The 19,170-nt window shown below is 62.6% G+C and carries 22 protein-coding genes; 7 read left to right on the top strand and 15 right to left on the bottom strand.

The window, feature by feature from the left end:
- Window positions 1–4: 4 nt before the first annotated feature.
- The 7 genes from ACJRW5_RS06820 to ACJRW5_RS06790 all read right to left on the bottom strand — a co-directional run bounded on the left by ACJRW5_RS06820 (window position 5) and on the right by ACJRW5_RS06790 (window position 6,843).
- Entirely contained in the window at window positions 5–499 is a 495-nt protein-coding gene (locus tag ACJRW5_RS06820) for a phosphate-starvation-inducible protein PsiE (RefSeq protein WP_484569775.1), read from the bottom strand.
- A gap of 143 nt (window positions 500–642) precedes the next feature.
- Window positions 643–963, bottom strand: coding sequence for a DUF3325 domain-containing protein (locus ACJRW5_RS06815; RefSeq protein ID WP_484569774.1), 321 nt, complete (start codon window positions 961–963; stop codon window positions 643–645).
- Entirely contained in the window at window positions 963–2,477 is a 1,515-nt protein-coding gene (locus tag ACJRW5_RS06810) for a PepSY-associated TM helix domain-containing protein (RefSeq protein ID WP_484569773.1), read from the bottom strand. Before ACJRW5_RS06810 ends, ACJRW5_RS06815 begins: the two co-directional genes overlap by 1 nt.
- The gene (locus ACJRW5_RS06805) at window positions 2,474–2,770 is read right to left on the bottom strand and encodes a DUF3649 domain-containing protein (RefSeq protein WP_484569772.1); all 297 of its coding nucleotides are present in this window, start codon (window positions 2,768–2,770) and stop codon (window positions 2,474–2,476) included. The genes ACJRW5_RS06810 and ACJRW5_RS06805 overlap by 4 nt, the downstream gene beginning before the upstream one ends.
- Window positions 2,771–2,865: 95 nt before the next feature.
- Window positions 2,866–5,313, bottom strand: a complete 2,448-nt coding sequence (locus tag ACJRW5_RS06800; protein WP_484569771.1) for a TonB-dependent siderophore receptor — start codon at window positions 5,311–5,313, stop codon at window positions 2,866–2,868.
- An 88-nt stretch (window positions 5,314–5,401) separates the two neighbouring features.
- On the bottom strand, window positions 5,402–6,343 hold the full coding sequence (locus ACJRW5_RS06795; protein ID WP_484569770.1) for a FecR domain-containing protein: 942 nt from the start codon (window positions 6,341–6,343) through the stop codon (window positions 5,402–5,404).
- The gene (locus ACJRW5_RS06790; protein WP_484569769.1) at window positions 6,340–6,843 is read right to left on the bottom strand and encodes a sigma-70 family RNA polymerase sigma factor; all 504 of its coding nucleotides are present in this window, start codon (window positions 6,841–6,843) and stop codon (window positions 6,340–6,342) included. The genes ACJRW5_RS06795 and ACJRW5_RS06790 overlap by 4 nt, the downstream gene beginning before the upstream one ends.
- Before the next feature lie 253 nt (window positions 6,844–7,096).
- On the opposite strand from ACJRW5_RS06790, the gene ACJRW5_RS06785 reads away from it, so the two are divergent.
- On the top strand, window positions 7,097–7,360 hold the full coding sequence (locus tag ACJRW5_RS06785) for a YebG family protein (RefSeq protein ID WP_484569768.1): 264 nt from the start codon (window positions 7,097–7,099) through the stop codon (window positions 7,358–7,360).
- A 39-nt stretch (window positions 7,361–7,399) separates the two neighbouring features.
- On the opposite strand, the gene ACJRW5_RS06780 is transcribed toward ACJRW5_RS06785, so the two are convergent.
- Window positions 7,400–7,648 carry a hypothetical protein gene (locus ACJRW5_RS06780; protein ID WP_484569767.1) on the bottom strand — a complete coding sequence of 83 codons (249 nt, stop codon included), beginning with the start codon at window positions 7,646–7,648 and terminating at the stop codon, window positions 7,400–7,402.
- An 80-nt stretch (window positions 7,649–7,728) separates the two neighbouring features.
- Between ACJRW5_RS06780 and ACJRW5_RS06775 the strand changes: the two genes are divergently transcribed.
- Both ACJRW5_RS06775 and ACJRW5_RS06770 read left to right on the top strand, forming a co-directional pair.
- A complete protein-coding gene (locus tag ACJRW5_RS06775; protein WP_484569766.1) occupies window positions 7,729–8,133 on the top strand; it encodes a DUF488 domain-containing protein in 405 nt (134 codons plus the stop codon).
- Window positions 8,134–8,413: 280 nt separating this feature from the next.
- The gene (locus ACJRW5_RS06770) at window positions 8,414–9,295 is read left to right on the top strand and encodes a DMT family transporter (RefSeq protein WP_484569765.1); all 882 of its coding nucleotides are present in this window, start codon (window positions 8,414–8,416) and stop codon (window positions 9,293–9,295) included.
- Here ACJRW5_RS06770 and ACJRW5_RS06765 read toward each other — a convergent pair.
- Window positions 9,292–10,314, bottom strand: a complete 1,023-nt coding sequence (locus tag ACJRW5_RS06765; RefSeq protein WP_484569764.1) for a Leu/Phe/Val dehydrogenase — start codon at window positions 10,312–10,314, stop codon at window positions 9,292–9,294. The two genes, ACJRW5_RS06770 and ACJRW5_RS06765, sit on opposite strands and share 4 nt — an antisense overlap.
- A gap of 100 nt (window positions 10,315–10,414) precedes the next feature.
- Between ACJRW5_RS06765 and ACJRW5_RS06760 the strand changes: the two genes are divergently transcribed.
- Entirely contained in the window at window positions 10,415–11,218 is an 804-nt protein-coding gene (locus tag ACJRW5_RS06760; protein ID WP_484569763.1) for a SirB1 family protein, read from the top strand.
- Between the two features lie 11 nt (window positions 11,219–11,229).
- Here the strand turns inward: ACJRW5_RS06760 and ACJRW5_RS06755 are convergent, their stop codons facing one another.
- The 3 genes from ACJRW5_RS06755 to ACJRW5_RS06745 form a co-directional block, all read right to left on the bottom strand.
- Window positions 11,230–11,586 (bottom strand): PilZ domain-containing protein, encoded by a 357-nt coding sequence (locus ACJRW5_RS06755; RefSeq protein WP_484569762.1) that lies wholly within the window; start codon window positions 11,584–11,586, stop codon window positions 11,230–11,232.
- A gap of 59 nt (window positions 11,587–11,645) precedes the next feature.
- Window positions 11,646–12,068 (bottom strand): DUF4124 domain-containing protein, encoded by a 423-nt coding sequence (locus tag ACJRW5_RS06750; RefSeq protein ID WP_484569761.1) that lies wholly within the window; start codon window positions 12,066–12,068, stop codon window positions 11,646–11,648.
- Window positions 12,069–12,142: 74 nt separating this feature from the next.
- A complete protein-coding gene (locus ACJRW5_RS06745; RefSeq protein ID WP_484569760.1) occupies window positions 12,143–12,517 on the bottom strand; it encodes a tetratricopeptide repeat protein in 375 nt (124 codons plus the stop codon).
- 151 nt (window positions 12,518–12,668) lie between these two features.
- Here ACJRW5_RS06745 and ACJRW5_RS06740 point away from each other — a divergent pair, with 151 nt between their 5' ends.
- The 3 genes from ACJRW5_RS06740 (at window position 12,669) to pyk (ending at window position 15,972) form a co-directional block, all read left to right on the top strand.
- Window positions 12,669–13,475 (top strand): tetratricopeptide repeat protein, encoded by an 807-nt coding sequence (locus ACJRW5_RS06740; protein ID WP_484569759.1) that lies wholly within the window; start codon window positions 12,669–12,671, stop codon window positions 13,473–13,475.
- 66 nt (window positions 13,476–13,541) lie between these two features.
- Window positions 13,542–14,450, top strand: a complete 909-nt coding sequence (locus ACJRW5_RS06735; protein ID WP_484569758.1) for a universal stress protein — start codon at window positions 13,542–13,544, stop codon at window positions 14,448–14,450.
- A gap of 70 nt (window positions 14,451–14,520) precedes the next feature.
- Complete coding sequence (pyk, locus tag ACJRW5_RS06730; protein ID WP_484569757.1) at window positions 14,521–15,972, top strand: pyruvate kinase; 1,452 nt, start codon at window positions 14,521–14,523, stop codon at window positions 15,970–15,972.
- Between the two features lie 64 nt (window positions 15,973–16,036).
- Here pyk and ACJRW5_RS06725 read toward each other — a convergent pair whose 3' ends face one another.
- The 3 genes from ACJRW5_RS06725 to ACJRW5_RS06715 form a co-directional block, all read right to left on the bottom strand.
- Window positions 16,037–16,810 (bottom strand): enoyl-CoA hydratase, encoded by a 774-nt coding sequence (locus ACJRW5_RS06725; RefSeq protein WP_484569756.1) that lies wholly within the window; start codon window positions 16,808–16,810, stop codon window positions 16,037–16,039.
- Window positions 16,811–16,872: 62 nt separating this feature from the next.
- Window positions 16,873–17,811, bottom strand: coding sequence for an iron-sulfur-binding ferredoxin reductase (locus tag ACJRW5_RS06720; protein ID WP_484569755.1), 939 nt, complete (start codon window positions 17,809–17,811; stop codon window positions 16,873–16,875).
- A complete protein-coding gene (locus ACJRW5_RS06715) occupies window positions 17,804–18,931 on the bottom strand; it encodes a GGDEF domain-containing protein (RefSeq protein ID WP_484569754.1) in 1,128 nt (375 codons plus the stop codon). The genes ACJRW5_RS06720 and ACJRW5_RS06715 overlap by 8 nt, the downstream gene beginning before the upstream one ends.
- Between the last annotated feature and the right edge of the window lie 239 nt (window positions 18,932–19,170).

Genomic DNA, 19,170 nt, shown 5'->3' with positions numbered 1-19,170 from the left:
CGGCTCAGTCGGCCGCATCATCGCGCTCTGCCTCGGCATCTTCGCGGTTGCGCACCTTGCCTCGCGGCACCGGTCCGGCTACCGCCGGAAAACGTGACGAGGCGTAGCGCACCACGAGGATCGCCAGCGCCAGCAGCAAAATCGCCCCGGACACCATCACCACGCCCCAGCTCGGTTTATGAGTGTGGGAAATATCGGAAATCATCAAGCGCGTCAGCGCCGTGATCGCCACGTAGATCATGAAGCGGATCGGCATGTGGTTGGTCTTGAAGTAGATCCCGACCATGGCCGCCAACTCCAGGTAGATGAACAGCAGCAGGATGTCATCGACCGTGATGTGACCTTTTTCCAGCATGCCGATGAACGCCATCACCCCCGCCCAGGCGGTGATGGCACCGATGGCGAACAGCGCCAGATAATGGAAAGCCTCCATCAGCAGGTTGCCCAGCGACTCCGCCAGACCGTGCATGTTTTCGCGCAAGCGCTCAGCCCAATTCATCCTTCAACTCTCCACCAAACCTGATGACGGCCCGGATACCCGAAATGAGTACCCGCCCCCAGCGATCATGCAGGAAAAACACCAGCTTCAGGATGATGCCGCTACGCATGGAAAAGACACAGCTGCGATTTGCCGCAGCGCCTTCAGAGCCACCAGCTAAGCATACCGCCCGTCATTAGCGCTGCTGCAGCTGGTAACACCCAGCGCTGCCGCCAGGCCAGGAGAACGACCAGCAGCAACGCCGCGAGCATCAACTGGCACAACCACAGCACCGTGCCGATCTCTACCCCTACGTTCCAATGGCACACACCCAGGGCGAGCAGGAAGCAGATCGCCGCAGCCAGGCGCAGGCCACGCTGCCGTGCACACTGCGGTTCTCCGCCGAGCAATGACCTGTGATGCCGAGACATGGCCAGACACAGCGCGAGCATGCCTATGTAGGCGAACGTATACGCGAGCAGCATCAGCGCACCTCCCCGAGTGGTTCTTGCTGTTCACGCACGGGCGCAGAGGCCCTTAGGTACCAGGCCCAGGCTGCACAGGACAGCCCGATGAACAGCAGGAACAGATCGATACCTGCCAACGCCCAGTCACCGCGCGCAAGACTGGCCAACAGGTTGCCCTGCGGCATGGTCGTAAGCGCCAACAGGGGCAGCCCTGCAGCCAGAAGCGCGCCAAGGATGAGTTGCTGACGCAGCAAGCTGGGGCGATGGCGCTGCCACACGGCCCAGAATGCCAGCAGCACCCAACTTACCGTGAAGACCCAGGCCTCCGTACTGGCGCGGGCCGCCATCTGCTCCGGCAGCAGACGGTTGCCCCACAACAGGGCCAGACTGGCCAGGGGCAGGCCGGCAAACACGGCGCCATTGAGTGCTCGCACCAGGCCAATGGCTGCGCCCCCGCGGGCCATGCGTTTGCTCAGCCAAACGCGGCTGCCGGCTACCAGCATCGCGCATCCGGCAAGCCCCAGCAGCAGGTAGAGACCTCGCACTAGGGCACCGCCGAACTGCGCCATGTGCAGCCCTGCCAGCCACAGATAGGTTTTGTAGCCAGCCGGCGCACGTTGCTCGTGAAGCAGTTCGCCGCTGCCTGCATCGTAGGTCAGGGTGTCGGCAGGGCTAGCGATGTGGGAGCGATCGGCACGGCGTATTTCCACCACTGCCGAGGCATCTTCTGGGTGATGTACGCTGATCCATCCCAGCTCGCCTCCCTGCCAGTGGGCACGTGCCTGTTCGCTCAACAGATCTAGGGAAACTGGCGCTGGTGCCGGACGCTTCAACTCCTCGCGGTGATACCCTCCCATGACTTCACTGAAGAAGTGTGCAATGTCGCTTTTGTAGGCAACCTGCACGCCGGCCGGCATGTATGAAGCAACGAAGATCACCACGCCGGTGTAGGCCAGCACCAGATGGAAGGGCAAGCCGGTCACGCCGAGCAGGTTGTGCGCATCCAACCAGGCACGCTGGCCGTTTGCCGCCGGGCGCAGGGTAAAGAAGTCCTTGAAGATGCGCCGATGAATGATCACCCCCGAGATCAGCGCCACCAGCATGAACATCCCCGCCAGGCCAACCAGATAGCGCCCGGGCATACCGCCATGCAGCTCATAGTGCAGCTTGAAGAAGAAGTCCCCGCCCTGGGTTTCGGGCAAGGGTTGCAGACTGTGCGGGGCGAAGGCACGCCGCTCGATACGCTCGTTGCCCTCGACTTCCCAGGCCAGTTGCCAGAATGGTGTCCGCTCGCTAGGTGGACGTAACCAGAAAGCGTGCAACTCATCCGCCACGTTGGCGTTCAGCCAACCACGCAATTGCTCGGCACTGAGCGTGGCAGTCTGAGGTTGATGCAGCGCCGGGCGCATCCAGCGTTCCAGCTCCTTGTCGAAACAAGCAACGGTGCCACTGAACAGGATCACGAACAATAGCCAACTGGGCAATAAGCCACCCCAAGTATGCAAGCCAGCCATGGATTGACGCAGGCTCATGGGCGCGCTCCGAACTCGGCAGGCAGAAAAGCGGCCAGACACGACAACAGCGTCAACCCGCCCACCATCACCCAGGCACGCAGGGCGCTGCGCGCTGCGAACACGTAGATCGCAGCAGCGCTCCATACGAAAAAGCACAGGAGGCTAGCGAACACCACCCGGTCAGGGCGCGCCAATGGCAGGTAAACGGCAAGAAATGCCGTGCAGCCGTAAGCCAGGGCGTATCCGCCGAACAGCGCGGCCAGTATCCGTGAAGCAATGCTCCAGCGGGTCAGAGATGATTGCTCGTTCATGGCCAGCTCTTCTATCAGTGATCAGTATTCAGGCAGGCGCGCCCTGCTGGGGCGCTTGCCTCGGATAACATCTTCATACGCAAGACCGTCGCCACTCACCAGCTGTAGCTAGCACTAGCGGTCAGAGTGCGGCCGTAGCCGTAGTAACAGGTCACTTCGCTGCAGGAGGTGTCGTATTCCTTGTCCAACAGGTTGCTGGCGTTGAGCGCCAAGCGCATGCCGTCGACGTCATAGTGCAGGCTCGCATCAATCAGGTTGTAGCCTTCAGATTCGACACTGACGACGGGTTCCAAGGCCGGGTTAAACGCCAGGGTAGCGTTCCGTCCGGTGTATCGGCTCTCGCCGACGTAGCGCACACCGATACCGCCACCGACGCCCTTAAGCGCACCGCTCTGCTGGGTGTAGTCGAGCCAGATGCCAGCCGAGTCGCGCGGCGTGCGTGGTAGGCGGCTGTCCTTCTCCCAGGGGTTGGGGCTCTTGCTGACAAAGGCGTCGGTGTAACTGTAGAAGGCGCTCAGATCCAGCCCCTCGGCGAGACTGGCCAGGACTTCGAGTTCGGCGCCCCGCGAGTTGACCTCACCCACCTGACGGCGCAGCGTACGGCCCGGATCACTGCTGAAGTCGCTGAGCACATAATCCTGCTTGGTCAGGTCGAACAAGGCCAGGCTGACAAAGCTGCGCGAGCCCTCGGGCTGGTATTTCACCCCGACTTCGTACTGCTTGCCGCGCTCCGGATCGAAAGGCTTGCCGGTCGATGTATCGCTGCCGCTGACCGGGTTGAACGATTCGCTATAACTGACGTAGGGCGCCAGCCCGTTGTCGAGCACATAGACCAGTCCCGCACGACCGCTGAACGCTTCACTGCGGGTCTTGCTGTCCGCCTGCAAGGCGTCGTCGGTCTCATTCTCCGCCCAGTCATAGCGGCCACCCAGCAACAGCCTCCAATGTTCGCCGAGCTTGATTTGGTCCTGTAGATAGAGGCCGGTCTGACGGGTCAGCAGGCTCTGCTTGCGATCAACCGCTGGCGAGGGTGTTGGCCGCCCGTACTGCGGATCGAGCAAATCCAGCGTAGGCATGGTGGCGCCGTAGTATGCGGTCTCGTTAGAGCGGCTGCGGCGCCAGTCCAGCCCCAGCAGCAGCTTGTGCTCGACGCTGCCGGTGATGAAGTTGGCCTCGGCCTGGTTGTCCAAGCCCCAGCCACTCAGGTGCTCATCCTGTACTCCGGCGCTGCGCAGCAGAGTGCGACCGTCGGACGGAAGCACGGCATAGGCGTTGATGTAGCTGTATTCAAGGGTGGTCTCGTCGTAACGCAGATTTTGCCGCAGCGTCCAGGTGTCATTGAGACGGTGAGATAGCTGATAACCGGCAGAGTAGTAGCTACGTTGGAAGTCGTTGAAATCCGGCTCGCCGTCGAAGAAGTCGGGATCACGGTCATAAGGCAGATTGAAGGCTTCACGCAGGTACGGCGAAAAATGCGTGCTGAAGCCGTAGCGTCCGTCATCCTTCTGGTAGGCGGCCTGAACTGTCAGCTCAGTGTCGGCGCTGGGCCGCCAGGTCAGACTCGGCGCCAGCATCTGCCGCTGCATACCGGTCTTGTCGACCTGAGCGTTGGCGTCATTACCCAGCATCACCACGCGATAGAGCACCGTGCCGTCGTCATTCAGCGGCCCGGTAAAATCACCGGCCAGCTCCGCCAGGTCATCGCTACCTGCGCGCACGCGCACCACGTTGTGAGCCGTCTCGCCGGGACGCTTGCTGACCAGATTGACCACGCCTCCGGGCTCGGCCTGGCCATAGAGTACCGACGCGGGGCCACGTAGCACCTCGATGCGCTCAAGCGCCCAACTGTCCAGGCGCGGCAGACCGTAGGTGCTGGTCGGCTGCACTAGGCCGTCACGAAACACTCGGGTCTTCGCATCGAAACCGCGGATGCTGAACCAGTCGTAGCGGGTGTCGAAGCCATAGGGCACGCTGATACTCGGGGTGTAGCGCAGCGCCTCTTCGAGTGTGGTGACGCCGCGAGCATCCATTTGCTCACGACTGATTACGCTGATCGCCTGTGGGGTTTCCAACAACGGCGTATCGGTCTTGGTCGCGGTGGCGCTGCGGTTGGCCACGTAGCTTCCGACCGGCCCATTGGCGCGCTCGACGGACTGCCCGGTAACCGTCTGGCTCTGCAACTCCAGACTGTCTACCGTCGCTTGCGGCGCCGGCTCCAGGCGATAAGCGGCCTCCCCGTCAAGTACTGCACGCAGCCCACTGCCAGCCAGTAGTTGAGCGAAACCCTGTTCCAGCGAGTAGTTGCCCTGCAAACCGGAACTCGTGCGCCCACGGGTCAGCGACGGATCGAAGCTGAGCAGTACGCCGGACTGACGGGCGAACTCGGTGAGCACTCCCTCAAGAGGGCCAGCGCTGACCTGATAGGTTTGTGCAGCCCAGGCCGGTGTAGCCAAGGGTAGAGCGGCCAGTGGCAAACTGAGACTCAGCAGCGCAGCGCGCACCGCTCGCGTCAAAGGCAAAGAACGACGGACAGGACAGGGCATGACGACTCCTTCGGCATAGCGTTAGGTAACGATTGCCAGGAAAGCCGTACGAACGAGAAAAAGCTGCAAAAGAATTTGCGAATTATTTTCATGCAGCCTGTACGCTGACCCAATAACGGGTGCGATAGACCACCTTTACCGGCAAGGTCCGCGACAGCATCGTCAGCACACGGTCGCTATCGTCCAGAGGGAAAATCCCGGAGATACGCAAACGCGCTACTTCTGGCGCGCAGCGCAACAAGCCAGGCCGCTGCCGTGCAAGCTCAACAAGAAAGTCTGCCAACGGCATGTCATGGGCCACCAGCAGGCCATCGACCCAACGTCCGCGATCAACGTCGGCAGCACCCAATGCGAGTACCCGACCTGCGCCAAGACGAACACGCTGCCCGGCCTCGACGCGCTCTGCCTGGCCGTCTCTGGGCCTGGCTTGCACCGCCCCCTGGTATACCTGCAGCTCGCAAGCGTCTGCCAGTTGGCGTACTTGGAAGCGGGTACCGAGCGCCTGCAACACTCCTTGATCAGTACTCACCAGGAATGGCCGGGCGCCAGGATCGGCCGCGGTCTGCACGAAAATCTCCCCCTGATACAGCTGGACAAGCCGGCGCTCACTACCGTATTGGATATCCAGCGCGGTATCGCTGTTGAGATACAAGGTGCTGCCGTCTTCCAGTTGCAAACGACGTCGCTCGCCCGTACCGGTACGCTGCTGCGCCAGCAACGGCTGCCAGGGCTGCAGCTGTTGAGCGAGCACACCGGTGGCCAGTAGCGCCCCGAACATCCCCAACTGCTTGAGGCTCTGGCGCCGCTTGCGATCCACCTGCGCACCCGCCAATGCGTGCCTGGCCAACGGCGCCGAGACAGCGGAAAACTGCTGACCAAGTTGCTCCAGGCGCTGCCAGGCCTGCTCGTGCCGTGGGTCTGCAGCCCGCCAGTCGTCGCATAACGCGTACTCCTGGGGCGTCGCCGTGCCCGAAGCAAGGCGCACACGCCAGGCGACCGCCTGTTGCACCGCCTCGTCCGGCACACTCACGCGTAGGCCACCCGGTAACAATGAGTGAACGCCAGGGTCATGTATTGCTGAATTGAACTGACCGACAGCTGCAATCGCTCGGCGATTTGTGGATAGGTCAGGCCATCCAGTTGCGACAGCAGGAACGCTTCCCGTACCACTGGTTTGAGGCCGTCGAGCAAATGATCGATAGCCACAAGTGCCTCCATGACCAGCGCCTGCGCCTCAGGTGAAGGCGCTTCAAGCTCGGGTAATTGTGCTAACGCTTCCAGATAGGCTCGTTCCAAGCTGGCGCGGCGATAGTGATCGACCAGCAGGCCGCGAGCCACAGTGGCCAGAAACGCCCGCGGTTCGTGCAAGGCGTGCACCTCGCCCTTCACCAGCACCCTTACGAAGGTGTCCTGAGCCAGATCGGCGGCCTGCTGCGGGCAGGCCAGACGCTGACGCAGCCAGCCGAGCAGCCAACCATGATGGCCGCGATAGAGCGTGGCAAGGGAATCGCCTGGAAGGGTTTGGGCCATCGCAGAGAGTGTTCCATGGTGCAAAAGAAACGAATGCGAATATATTGCACTTGTAAAACACTGTCACTACTCCTCGTCACGAACCTAGCTGCAACCAGCCTGACCAATGCCCGTGAAAGGGCGCCAGGAGATTTGCGCTGACACTGATGAACGCAATACTGGTCAAGCGGCAGCGAGTCCTTTATCCTCCCAATAACTGTATAAAAAACCAGTAACACTCTGACAACACGCATGAAGGCAGATGAGGTGATGAATGGCCGTCGAAGTGGTGTACCGCAGCAATCGCGACCCGGAGCGTTTGTTCATGGATAAGGCCGAAGCCGATCGTTACGACAAGATGCTCGAACTGGCCGAGCGCCTGACCGAGGTGCTGCACAAGGCAGTGCCGTCATTGAACGAGGAGCAAGGCGAGGAACTCGGCATTTTCATGGCCAAGAACCGCGATGTATTCGCCAAGGCCTTCAAGAACCAGCCGGACGCGCTCGAGGAACTCGAGGTCGAGCCGGCCAGCGAATGATCACGACCACTGGCCTCTCCGTCATCGACGGTCGAGGCCTCAGGGTGATGTGCGGGTAGTAGGATACTGCGCTGCAGCCTGCTCCAGCCAGGTGGGCAACTCGCGCCGTTTGATGCCCTCTCGTTGTGCCTGGAGCAGTCGTTCGAGCATGTACTGACGCTTTCGCTCGTCGCCTTCAGCAAAGGAAAGTGCCAGGTCACGGTCACTCCACTGGCGAATTCGGCGAAACAGCCACCAGTGAAAGTACAAGCCGGCGGCGGTAGTGACGATGATGATGAAATAGTCCATGGTGACTCCTCCTCGCTCACGCTAATCGAGCCCGCGCACAACGCCAAGTGCAGCGTTGCCGCAGGCAAGGAGTCAGTTCGATGATCCGCTGCAAACGGGTTTATCTGGACGCCGAAAACCGTGACGGAAAGCGGGTACTGGTCGACCGCCTGTGGCCGCGAGGCCTGGCGAAAGAGGCACTGCCACTCGACGCCTGGTTACCCGACGTAGCGCCATCGACCGCCCTGCGCAAGCGTTTCGGTCATCGTCCGGCAGCATTCGAAGATTTCCGCACTGCCTATCGCCGCGAACTGGTCAACCATCCCGAGCATTGGCAAGGCCTGTTGCATTGGGCCAACCTGGGCACACTGACGTTGCTTTACGCGGCTCGCGATGAGCGCAACAACAACGCCCTGGTATTGGCCGAGTTTCTCGAAGACGAGCTGGAACGACAGTCACCACCCACGTCTCCCGTCTGCTACCAGAACCTGCTCGATGCCGATTGACCGTGCCGGTCGCACAGGCTAGCCTCAGCGCATCTGCCATCGTATCGAACCTGTTTTCATGATCCTGTCTGCGCATCGCCTCAACGATTTCGCCAGCGCCGCCTACAGCGTCGCTGCCGAAGGCTGCGCGCCACCACCAGCCTGTCACGCCGGCACTCCCCCTCCGCCGGCCGCCGTCTAAGCGGGCACGCCCGCTACCTCCCGCTCCGTTTTCATCGGCCTTGCCGAGCTGCGCCCGTGCGTACGGAGCTCATGCGGATTTATCGACAGGTGTTCCACCATGCGTTTCAATTCGACCCTTCTGTCCAGCTACGGCGCGACAGCCTTGTTCGTCCTGCTTTGGTCCGGTGGCGCAATATTCGCCCGCCTCGGCCTGGAGTATGCGTCACCCTTCTCCTTTCTCGTTCTGCGCTTTGCCCTGGCCTGCCTGGCTCTGGCATTGCTCGCAGGCCATTCCGGTATCTGGCTACCGCAAGCGGGCTTGCGCTGGCCAACCGCCAGAGCCGGTCTGTTGATGATCGGCGGATACAGTCTCTGCTACATGCTGGCGCTGAACGAGGGCGTCACACCCGGTGTGCTGGCCACGGTGCTGGGCGTGCAACCCATCCTCACCCTGCTGTTGCTGGAGCGGCGCGCCTCGCCTCTGCGTGCACTGGGTTTACTGACGGCTCTGGCCGGCCTGACGCTGATCGTGAGCGACAGCCTGCTCAACAGCACGCTGCCCATTTCCGGTGTAGTACTCACGCTCGGCGCCCTGCTTTGCATCACCCTTGGCACCATCGCTCAGAAGAGTCTGCAGCAGAGCCCGATGCGGGCATTACCGCTGCAGTACGGTCTTTGCCTGCTGGCCAGCCTGCTGCTGTTGCCGAGCCAGGAATGGAGGGTGCAGTACGATGTCGGGCTGCTGCTGCCACTGCTGTGGATGGGGCTGGTGATCTCGGTCGGTGCGCAACTGCTGTTGTACCGCCTGATTCAGGCCGGCAATCTGGTGAACGTCACCAGCCTGTTCTATCTGGTGCCAGTGACCACTGCGGTGCTCGATTACCTGCTGCTGGGCAATCGGTTGTCCGCACATGCCCTGGTCGGCATGCTGGCTATTCTGCTGGGGCTGGCGCTGGTCTTTCGTATTGCCCCGCAGCGCGAGCACGGCAACCGGCTCTAGGTCGCGTATAGCAGTCGCTCGGCCAGCTGGTCGGCGACTCGCGCGGGCGAGCGTTTTTCCGCCTGGGCGTGGGCATAGATTTCAGTCAACCGCCGGCTGATCTGCACCAGATGCGCGGTGATGCTCGCCAGCGCCTCATCGCGGTGACGCAACGCCACGTAGATCAGCCCGCCGGCATTGAGCACGTAATCCGGAGCGTAAAGGATGCCACGGGCCTCCAGCTCGTCGGCGACCTCCGGGCTGGCCAACTGGTTGTTGGCCGCCCCGGCGACTGCGGCGCAACGCAGATGGCCAACGCTCTGGCTGTTCAATACGCCGCCGAGCGCACAAGGCGCGAGAATGTCGCAGGGCGTGGTCAGCAAGGCCTCGCTGGCGACCGGGTGGGCGCCGAGTTGCTCGACCGCCAGTTGCACGCGCCCGGCGTCCAGATCGCTGACCAGCAGTTCGGCACCCGCAGCATGCAACGCCTCGGCAAGCGCGAAACCGACACTGCCCAAGCCCTGAATGGCAACCCGCAGACCGTCCAGATCATCGCTGCCCAATCGGGCCTGGGCGGTGGCTCGTATACCGGTGAACACACCCTGCGCCGTATGTGCGGAGGGATCACCTGCGCTGGACGTACTGGTTGCATGACGAGTGTGCAGGGCGATGCAATCCATATCGGCGCTGGAGGTGCCGCTGTCGACGGCGGTGATGTAGCGCCCGTTGAGGGTTTCGATGAAACGACCAAACGCCTCGAACAGAGCCGCGCGGCTGTCCAGATGCGCAGGCCGGATGATCACCGCCTTGCCGCCACCGTGCTCGATGCCGGCCAGCGCCGCCTTGTAGCTCATACCCTGAGCCAGACGGATGGCGTCACGGATAGCGCTTTGCTCGTCGGGATAGGCCAGATAGCGGCAGCCGCCAAGCGCCGGGCCGAGTCGGGTGTTGTGAATGGCGATAACGGCCTTGAGGCCACTGACAGGATCGTCAACCAGATGCAGTGCCTCGAGGCGGGTGGCTTCCATCATGCTGAACATGGGCGAGCTCCCGGTCTGACTTCAGGCCTCAGTATAGGTGAGGCGCACTGGACGGGCGGCCGTTCTGGAGCTACAAGAGCAGAAGCCACCGGAGAATGCGATGAGCCCACGCCAAGCCTGCCTGCAGTGCCTGCAACGTGACCCACCCGCCCTGTTCGAAGCAGCGCTGTGGATAGCCGCAGAGCATGAGCAGCAGGTACAACCGGCGCAGCTAGTGTCCGACCTGCACAGCCTGCAGCTGCAGGTCAGTGCCGGGTTACCGGCCCTGCCGGCTCGTGAGCTGGCCCAGCCGCTACTACGGCGGCTCGCCGAACTCGATTTCCAGGAAGACGATGAAGGAGTAACCCGCCCGCGTCATGCCCTGCTGCATGAAGTGCTGAGACGGCGCCGTGGTCAACCGTTGTCCCTGGCATTGATTGCCCTGGAACTGGCACGCAACCTGGAAATTCCTCTGCAGGGTGTGAACTTCCCCGGCCATTTCATGCTGCGCGTACCCGGTGCCGATCATCTGCTCGACCCTTGCGGCGGGCGCCGCCTGTATACCCGGGACTGCCGCGAACAACTCTCTCGCCAACTGGGCGCAGACGTCGAACTCACTGGCGTGCACCTGCAGACGGCGGATGCCAGGAGCATGCTGCAGCGCCTGTCGCGTAACCTGCGCCAATTGCACATGCAACATGACGATCCACTCGCAGCACTCAAGGATGCCGAACGGGTTCTGCAACTCGGCGCGCCGAGCGTCGTCGACCACCTTGCCCGGGCTGATGTCTACCATAAGCTCGATTGCCCACAGGGCGAACGCTACGACCTGGAGCACGCACTGCTGTTGTGCGAAGAGGAAGGTCTACGCCTGCAGCTGAGTCAGCGCCTGCGCAACCTGGAAAGAATACCGGCAGTGCATTGAGCGCGCCGCCTTCAGGCCGACGCTGCCAGACTGTGGAAGCTGAAGTAATAACGTAGCGCGTCGACCATCTCGACATAGTCGGCAGGAGGCGCCACGAGCGCGAAACCGGAGTCATAACTGCCGGGCGTGACATCCTCGCGGGACCACTGGCACGTGGCGGAGAAATCGATGAAACGCGAACCTTGCTGGCCAGGAATCTTCAAGCGCAGATCGAAGCGCGCGCCCACCAGCAATGGCAGCTGGCTGATCAGCATCAGGCCATCCAGAGAGACATTGCCGATGGATCCCATCGGTTTGTCGGTGATGCGATTGAACACCTTCAGGTAGTAAGGCAACTGATGGCGTTCGATTCGACGCTGGCTACGCATAGTGGCAAATCGCTACAAGGGTGTTTGAGTATGGCCCGCTCCAGGCCGCCAGGCCAGCCCTAGCTGCAACGTTGCGCGATACGATCGCGCAACTGGCGACGAGCGGTATCCGTCTCTTCATCACTGTAGTAGATGCGCTTGCCGTCAGCACCCGTACGGTAGTAGCTGAAACCTTCGGGGATCTGTGCCAAGCGCCGGCGCAGGTCACGGCACTCGTTGGCTCGTTCCTGGCGCTGCGTTGCGGCGGCACTGGCGGCCTGCTGCTGTTCTTCCCGGCGAGCGTCGTAGAAACGCTGACTGCGCGCTTCACGCTCGCGCGTATGTTGGTCGCGCTCTATGACCTGCGGCTTGACCTCGACCGGCTCGGCGCCCGCGACAGGGCGCTGACCGAAGTGCACCCGCCCCTGCTCGTCTGTCCAGCGATAAATCTCCGCACTGGCCAGGACAGGCAGCAGCAAGGCGATCAACAAACAACGGCGCATGGTCATCCTCCATGAGATACAAGCGCCAGCTTATACCTCACTGCCATCTGGAGAAATGACCAACGACCAAAGGTTCACAGCGCGGCAGGGCTGACCTTGGCTGCCGCTGAGGAGTTGTAGTGACCAAGCTGCTCGAGTGTCTGCAGTCGAGCACGAGCACGGTAGGCATACTCACTCGCCGGGTAGCGAGTGATGATGAAGCGATAGGTCTGCGCGGCATCGACGAACAGACTTTCGCGCTCCAGGCATTGCCCACGCAGCAGGGAAATTTCCGGCTGCAGATAGCTGCGCGAACGACTCTTGCGCTCGGCCTGCGACAGCTCCAGCGCAACCTGGGCGCAATCACCCTCGTTGTAGGCGCGATAGGCGTTGTTCAAATGATGATCGAGCGAGACACGGGTACAACCCGTGGCAAACAGCGCCACGGCCAGAATGATCAGGGTTCGCATGGGCAAGTCCTCCAATGAGCAGTGTATCGACAGCAGCGGGAAAAACTGAACAGCGACAAACCTCTGATGGGTTTTGCCACCATCGCCTTGGCGCTACCCATCGCCCTGACTAGACTGCGCGGCATCGCTTCATTCCGGTCAAGGTGCCTGCATGCCGCTTCTCCGCCTGCTTCCCCTCGTCATCGGCGCCTGCCTGCTCGGCGCCTGCGCACCGACCACGCCATTGTTCATCGCCCAGGTCACCACCAACGAGGTGGTCGAGTACAAGGCACTGAAGAGCAAGCGCATGACGGCGGCCATCGAGGAAGAAGGCGACCTGTTGACCTACAGTGCCCTGGCCATCCGCGACGCCCATAGCGACAAGGCCGAAGCGCTTTATCTGGACGGCTACCGCGACCACGAACTGAGCAGCGAGGTGCGCGCCATTGCCCTGTACCAGATCGGCCTGGTCTACATGAACCGTTTCAACGAACAACGCGACGACGCCAAGGCACTGAACTACTTCTACCGGGTGCTCAACGAATTTCCCGCCAGCCAGGCCGCAGGCCGTGCCGAGCAACGCATCGAAAGCATCCGTCAACGCGCAGACGAACCCATCCAGCAGACCTCGCGCGAGCTGCTGGCGCACTGGCAGCCCAGCCAGAATCTCGACCTGTACAAACCCAGCCTCGATCCGGACATGACCCTGCTGTCACGTCGCGCCGTGCTCAAAGGCCGGGTCGACGAGGCCGAGCAGCTCTACATGCTGGGCCTGGCGGACCCGCATGTACCGGCCGACATCAAGGAGAAGACACTGTACCAGTTGGCCCTGATGCACATGGCCCCGGACAACCCGGCCGCCAACCGCGACAAGGCCATCGCCTATCTGCGCCGACTGCTCGTGCAGTTCCCCGAGGGTCAGCTGAACACCAAGGCCGCCCGCCACCTCGACCTGGCCCTGAATCCGGACGCACGCTGACCCATATCAATGCCGTTCGCCGCGCCGGGGTCTGTAATGTCAGAACACCCAGCCGAGGACGCTGCCATGCAACTGCACAAACTGTTGGTCGTCATCGACACCGAACACGCTGATCAGCCCGCCCTGCTACGTGCCGCCGAGCTGGCACGCCAGACGGGGGCCGAGCTTCACCTGCTGCAGGTCGACTACCACCCGAACCTGGACGCGGGGCTACTCGATGGCCATCTTTACCGGCGTCTCCGTGACAGCATCATTCAGCAGCGCCGTGACGACCTGACAGCCAGCGTTACCGATCTGATCCAGCAAGGCCTAAGGATCGAAGTGGACGTGCGCTGGGGCAAGCGGCGACATGAAGAAATCCTCGCCCACGTCACCGCGCTGCAACCGGACATTCTGTTCAAGTCGACTCACCCCAGCAGCACCCTGCGCCGCCTGCTATTCAGCGACACCAGTTGGCAGCTGATCCGCCGCTGCCCGGTGCCGCTCTGGCTGGTGCACGACGCTGAACCGCGCGGCAGGAACCTGTGCGTCGCGCTCGACCCTCTGCACAGTGCCGACAAACCGGCCGCCCTTGATCATCAACTGATCACGGCCAGCCAGACACTGCAGACCACGCTGGGCCTGACTGCCCACTATCTGCACGCCCAGGCCCCGCTGCCGCGCTCGCTGATGTTCGACGCCGAAGTAGCGCAGGAATATGAAGACTACGTGACCCAGTGCCATCAAGAGCATCGCCAGGCATTCGACGCGCTGATCGCCCAGCACGCCATCGACCCCGGGCAGGCCCACCTGCTGGACGGCTTCGCCGAGGAAGTCATCCCGCATTTCGTGCGTGAGCACAATATTGGTCTGCTGGTAATGGGCGCCATCGCCCGCGGCCAACTGGACAGCCTGCTGATCGGTCATACGGCTGAGCGGGTACTGCAGCGCATCGAATGCGACCTGTTGGTGATCAAACCGCCCGCCAAAGGGTAGTGCACAGGAACAATGACTACAGCTGAGCGCCGTAGTAGCCTCGCGGCATAGTTCACTAGGGAGTTCGTGCATGACCTTTCGCCGCACCAAAATCGTCGCCACCCTGGGCCCGGCCAGCAACTCGCCGGAAGTACTGGAGCAACTGATCATCGCCGGCCTGGATGTGGCCCGCCTGAACTTCTCCCATGGCACGCCGGATGATCACAAGGCACGCGCCGCCCTGGTCCGCGAACTCGCCGCCAAGCACGGTCGCCACGTCGCTCTGCTCGGCGACCTGCAAGGGCCGAAGATCCGTATCGCCAAGTTCGAGAACAAGCGCATCGAACTGAAGGACGGCGACCTGTTCCGCCTGTCCTCCAGCCACTCGCGTACCGCAGGCAACCAGGAAGTGGTCGGCATCGACTACCCGGCGCTGATCCAGGACTGCGACGTAGGTGACGAGCTGCTGCTCGACGACGGTCGTGTGGTCATGCGTGTCGAACTCAAGGGCGCCGACGAGCTGCACTGCCGCGTGCTGATCGGTGGCCCGCTGTCCGACAACAAGGGCATCAACCGCCGTGGCGGCGGCCTCACCGCCCCCGCCCTGACCGAGAAAGACAAGGCCGACATCAAGGTCGCCGCCGAGATGGACCTTGACTACCTGGCCGTGTCCTTCCCGCGTGACGCCGCTGACATGGACTACGCCCGTCGTCTGCTCACCGAGGCTGGCGGCAGCGCCTGGCTGGTAGCCAAGATCGAACGCGCCGAAGCGGTGGCCGATGACGAAGCCCTGGACGGTCTGATCCGCGCCAGTGACGCGGTGATGGTCGCCCGTGGCGATCTGGCCGTGGAAATCGGTGACGCCGAGCTGGTCGGCATCCAGAAGAAGATCATCGCCCACGCCCGTCGCCTGAACAAAGCGGTGATCACCGCCACGCAGATGATGGAGTCGATGATCCACAGCCCGATGCCGACCCGCGCCGAAGTGTCCGACGTGGCCAACGCCGCGCTGGACTACACCGACGCAGTGATGCTGTCGGCCGAGAGCGCTGCGGGTGAATATCCGGTGGAAGCCGTGCAGGCCATGGCCCGCGTGTGCCTGGGCGCCGAAAAGCATCCGACCAGCCAGAAATCCAGCCACCGCATCGGCCGCCAGTTCGAGCGCTGCGACGAGAGCGTGGCCCTGGCGACCATGTACACCGCCAACCACTTCCCGGGCGTCAAGGCCATCATCAGCCTGACCGAGAGCGGCTACAGCCCGCTAATCATGTCGCGCATCCGCTCCTCGATCCCGATCTTCGCCTTCACCCCGCACCGTGAAGCGCAGGCCCGCGTGGCACTGTTCCGCGGTGTCTACACCGTGCCGTTTGACCCGGCCTCGCTGCCGGCGAACAAGGTCAGCCAGGCCGCGGTGGACGAGCTGCTCAAACGCGGCGTAGTGGAGCCAGGTGACTGGGTCATCCTGACCAAGGGCGACAGCTACCACGGCACCGGCGGCACCAACACCATGAAGATCCTCCACGTCGGTGATCCGATGGTGTGATCCCAACCTGAATGCAAAAGGCCGCTCGATGAGCGGCCTTGTGCTTTATGGGAGCGTGCGCAGCCTATGCAAAGCGAGAGAAATCCGGCTTTCTACGCTGCATGAATGCCGTCAAAGCCTCAATAGCCTCGGGCGAACGCAGGCGCTGACCGAACAGCGCGCCCTCCTCCTCGATCACCTTGCGCAGTTCTTCACGCCCCGGTGCGCGCATCAGGCGTTTGCTGTCGACGACGGCTGAAGGCGCCAGCTCGAGAAAGCGCAGCGCCGCCCCACGCGCGGCATCCAGGGTCGCCCGGCCACCGTCGAGTGCCTGATTGGCGATACCCCAGGCGGCTGCCTGCTCCCCGCTGAAGCCCTGGCCAAGCAGCAGCAATTCGGCGGCTCGCGCATGACCAAGTAGGCGCGGCAGGATCAGGCTGGAACCGTATTCGGGGCACAGGCCAAGACTGACGAAAGGCATTTTCAACTGCGCATCGTGGCTGACGTAAACCAGGTCGCAGTGCAGCAACAAGGTGGTGCCGATGCCCACAGCAGGGCCGGCCACGGCAGCGACCACAGGCTTGCTGAAGTCGAACAGGGCGCGCATGAACTGGAATACTTCGCTGTTCAGGCCAGAAGGCGGTGCCTGAATGAAATCAGCCACATCGTTGCCACTGGTAAAGCACGTCTCGCCACCGGTCAGCAGTACCGCGCGCACGCTGACGTCACGCTCGGCTTCGTCCAGCACCTCGGCCATACCGGCGTACATGGCACGGGTCAGGGCATTCTTCTTGTCCGGGCGCTGCATGCGCAGGGTCAGCAGACCGCCTTCACGTTCGATATGCAGGTGTTCGCTCATCAACTGCTCCAAAATCGTAGGGTGCGCCGTGCGCACCACACGCCTCGGCAGCCGGGCCCACCCTAGGCGCGGGGAAGGAAAACGTCGGCAAGCATCTGACTGCGCGGCAAACCCGCCATGTAGAGGCGCCGCGAGAAGCTTTCGACCGATTCGGGATGGCCGCAGAGTAAGGCGAGGGTCTGCCGTGAAACAAGGCGCAGTTCGGCCAAAGCAGCCGGCAACTGCGCCGCCGTCACCAACTCGACCTGCAAATTCGCATGCTGCGCCGCCAGTGCCTGCAGCTCGCTCCCCAGATAATGCTCGGCGGCGTCATGCGCGACATGAAACAGGCGGATGCTGCCCTGGTGCTGCTCGCGCAATGCCTCACGCAGTACGCCATACAGCGGCGCCAGACCGGTGCCGGCAGCCAGCAACCACAGCGGCCGCGACTGCCAGTCGGCATCGTAATGCAGGGCACCGCCGCGCAGCTCGCCCAACCTCAGGCCATCGCCGACCTGCAGCCGGCGCGCCGCATCGCAGAAGGCGCCGGGCTTGCGGCAATCGATATGGAACTCCAGCCAGTCATCCTCACCCGGCAGGCTAGCCAGTGAATATGGCCGAGCTGTGCCCTGCTCGGTCCACAGCACCATGTGCTGGCCGGAGCGATAGCGCAGCGGCCGGGCCGCTTGCAGACGCAGGCGCAATACGTTGGGGCTGAGCCAGTCGAGAGACACGACCTTGGCAGCCAGGCCGTCGCGCTGCGGGTCGAAGGGTTCTACTTCGAGGTTTTCGACCACCTGGCACTGACATGCCAGACGCCAGCCCTCGGCGCGCTTGTCGAGCGCCAGTGCTTCGGGCTGACGATCCAGCGGCTCACCACTCAGACAGCGCACCATGCAGGCATGACAACTGCCGGCACGACAGCTGTGGGGCACCGCCACGCCGCCGCTGAGCAGGGCATCGAGCAGATTGCTCTGGCTGGCAACCTGCAACTGCCGATCGCCCACACGCAGCTCAGGCACCGGCGCCCTCCCAGCTGGCATCACAGCGATTGCGCCCGCCACGCTTGGCCTGGTACAGCGCCTGATCGGCGCGGTGCAGGGCTTCATCGAGGTCATCCCCGGCCAACAGCAGTGTCATGCCAGCAGATAGGCTGAGATTGTCCACCTGTACCCCCAGTGGCTCGGCCTTGGCGAAGGCCTCGCGCAGCCGCTCGCAGCAGGCGGTGAATTGATCGGCATCGGTATTGGGTAACAGCAAGACGAATTCCTCACCGCCGTAGCGGGCAATGATGTCGCCATCACGCAGGCAGGCGCGGGCGACTGCGGCGAAGGTCTGCAACACCCGGTCACCGGCAGCATGGCCATGAGCATCGTTGATCCGCTTGAAATGGTCCAGGTCGATCAACGCCAGACCATGCCGGCGACCATGCCCAAGGTGCTCCAGCTCGCGAGTGGCCAGACGCAGGAAATGACGCCGGTTGAACAGCCCGGTAAGTTCGTCGGTCGCCACCAGATCTTCCAGCTGCCGCATCATGCCGCGCAGTGTGTCCTGGTGCGCCTGCAAGGCGAAACGACGCTGGCGCATGCGCTTGCGCATGGCCTGTACATAACTGGAGAACAGACACAGCCACACCAGCAGGATGAACAACACCCATACCTGCAGCCAGGCCATACCCGGGTCGACCAGTTGCATGCGGTAGGCCTCGATCAGCACCATGGCGGCGAACCCGAAAAAGGCGAACAACGCGCAGCGTACGAATACCCGCGGCGGCAACTGGAACACGCCGAACAGCAGAATCAGTACGTAGAAAACCATCAGCACGCCACGGGCAGTGTCGAAGAAAGCCAGTACTGGCGGCTGCCAGGCCAGCGCCACCAGGACCTGGGCTTCGGTCAGGCTGGGATCGTCGAAACGCAGGTTGCGCCCGGAAAGAAACAGCCAGAGAAATATCAGCTGGCTGGCGAAGACCCCGATGGTCAACCAGGCTGCGGTGGAGAGAGAACCGCTGAACAGGCCATTGAACACTGCAAACCAGCAGACGAGCGCCATCATCACGTAAGTGGTCACGGCCATGGCGAAGCGTTTGAGCAAAAGGCTCTGCAGACTGCGCTGCGTTCCTCGTGGAGTGCTTGAGCTCATGGGCTCCATCCCATAATGGCATATAGCCTTACTCTACCCCTGTGATCACAAAAAGCCTAGGCCGCCGATAACCGCCCACAGCCTTTACCATCGACCTTCGGCGGCTGTGCCGGTCGCGGCCGGCGCGTTATACTGCCGCGCCTTTTGGGGCACCTGGAAACGACACAGCGATGTGAGCCTGCGACGCATAGCACAGGCCAACCAGGCCGCAGTGTCTTTTTCAGATGCCCTTTCGCCGT

Source organism: Pseudomonas pichavaramensis, assembly GCF_050473265.1.
Taxonomy (GTDB): domain Bacteria; phylum Pseudomonadota; class Gammaproteobacteria; order Pseudomonadales; family Pseudomonadaceae; genus Aquipseudomonas.
The sequence above is the reverse complement of the archived record's forward strand: the minus strand, read 5'-3'. Positions and strand labels throughout refer to the sequence as shown.